At 73.9% G+C, this 1,966-nt stretch carries 1 protein-coding gene and 2 pseudogenes; all 3 read right to left on the bottom strand.

The annotated features are described in order from the left end of the window. Positions 1 to 699: pseudogene (locus IBL25_RS25900) on the bottom strand (O-antigen ligase domain-containing protein); the annotation flags it as partial. After that, positions 696 to 1,682: a hypothetical protein gene (locus IBL25_RS25895; protein ID WP_187781312.1), complete on the bottom strand. Its 987-nt coding sequence runs from the start codon at positions 1,680 to 1,682 to the stop codon at positions 696 to 698. The pseudogene IBL25_RS25900 and the gene IBL25_RS25895, both read right to left, overlap by 4 nt. Then, positions 1,682 to 1,966: pseudogene (locus IBL25_RS25890) on the bottom strand (heparinase II/III-family protein); the annotation flags it as partial. The pseudogene IBL25_RS25890 and the gene IBL25_RS25895, both read right to left, overlap by 1 nt.

Below are 1,966 nucleotides of genomic sequence, written 5' to 3'. Positions count from 1 at the left end.
CCAGCAGCGCAGCGCCGGCACCAGCGCCACGCAGAAGCCCAGTGAGAGCAGTGCCGTGCGCCCCCCGGGCAGCAGCACCGCCACCCCCATGGCCGCCACGAAGCCCAGCCAGAAGAGCCGGCGCGGCCAGGTGGCGGCCTCCACCGCCCGCACGCCGCCCAGCCCCGCGGCGCAGGCGATGGCCAGCCCCGCCAGCTGGTACTGCACCCGCACCAGTTCCGGATTGGCGCCCACCGCGCCGCCCAGTACCACCGCGCCATGCGCCAGCCCCCAGGCCACCGAGGCGCCGACAAAAGGCCCCGCCAGCAGCGCCACCGTTACCAGCCAGCGCCGTGCCCCGGCATCGGCCCCCACCGCGATTCCGGCCAGCAGCATCAGCGGCCCCAGCAGCACTACTTCCGGCAGCTTGGCGGAGAGGATGTCGTGGCTGGCGCTCCAGGTGCCGGCCAGCACCAGCCAGAGCCAGAGCAGCCCCGCGCCCAGCAGCGATGGCGCGACCAGCGGGTGCAGCCACCAGCGGCGGGTCAGCAGCAGCAGCGCCAGCAGCGGCACCAGCGACGCGAGGGAGAGCGCGGTGATGTCGAAGGGCAGCGCCGCCACCAGGGGCGCGCCTTTCAGGGCACCGGCGAATTGCAGCACGGCGGCGCTAGCGCCGGCCAGCGAGGCGATCGTGGCGGTGTCGATGCGCCAGGACTTCAAGCGCGGGACCGGGGGCGCCGCCCCCGGACCCCCGCTGGGGGGATGGTGTCCCCCCAGACCCCGCCAGGTTTTGGCGCCTTGAATGCGGGTCCAGGGAACTCAGTTCCCTGGTGGGGGGTCCAGGGGGGCAAAGCCCCCTTGGCCTTGCGCGGCTCCCGCACCCCGAAGAGCAGCACCCAGCAGGTGCCACCGAAGGCCACCGCCAGTGGCGCCGCCACCGCCAGCAGCACCAGCAGCAGCGGCCGGTTGGGCACGGAAGGCTTCAGCTCCACGCCAGGGCCGGAGACCAGCCGTGCCGCCACCGCCTCATCCGCCGCCAGCACCATGGCGGCGCGCTGGTGCTGGGCCAGCAGCTCGAAGATTGGGGTGCGCAGGTAGATGTCGCGCTCGGCGGCCAGGCGGGCTTCCAGCACCTTGATCCGGCGGCCCACCAGGTCCAGCAGGTCGGCGCGTACCTTGGCCTCGGCGAAGCGGTGCAGGCGTTCCAGCACCTCCTGCGCCAGGAGGCGGTCCGGCAGCGAGACCTCCAGCGTCCAGGTGACGGAGGCGAGCGACTGCGTCACCGCCAGCCCACGCTCCAGCCAGCCTTCCACATCGTCCTGGTCCGGGGTCAGGCGCAGGCCCAGGGTTTCGCGCAGCCAGCCGGCGGGGCCATCGGCGCGGCGGGCCTGCAGCACGGCCAGCAGGCGGGTGTCGCGCGCCAGCATCGCCGCCGCTTCCGGGCTGCGCAGGGCGGCGAGGTAGATGGCGAAATTGCCGGAAGGGCGGGTGTCCAGCAGGCTGCCGGGCGAGATTGCGCTGGCGGAGATCAGGGTGGAGGTGGCGAGGCCGGTGGTCTCGGCCGGGGCGATCACCGCCCCCGCCAGATAGGCGCGGGGCCAGGAGACGATCAGCGCCGCGCCCGAGAACATCAGCAGCAGCACCAGCGCCACCAGTGGGAATTTCAGGCGCCAGAGGCCGCGCAGGAGGATATGCAGCGGCATCAGGCCAATCCAACCTCCGTCTCGATCCAGCGCAGCGGCGCAGCGGCGCGGGCCACCAGCAAGGTGCAGCGGCGCGCCTTTCCATAGGCCGGGCTTTCCCAGCCCTCCTCCAGCCGCAGGGTCAATGGCGCATCACCCGTGATGCTGATGCGGGCGGGGCCGGTGGCACCATCCGGCGTGGCGCGCCAGGCGCCGGGGCCCAGCCGCCAGCGCAGCGCCATGGTGGAGAAGCCGCCGCCCACCTCGTCGCGCACCCGCCACAGCCGGCCCTCGGCGCTGACGCG

Source organism: Pseudoroseomonas ludipueritiae (assembly GCF_014490445.1).
GTDB lineage: Bacteria > Pseudomonadota > Alphaproteobacteria > Acetobacterales > Acetobacteraceae > Pseudoroseomonas > Pseudoroseomonas ludipueritiae.
This window is presented reverse-complemented; position numbering and strand designations above follow the sequence as displayed.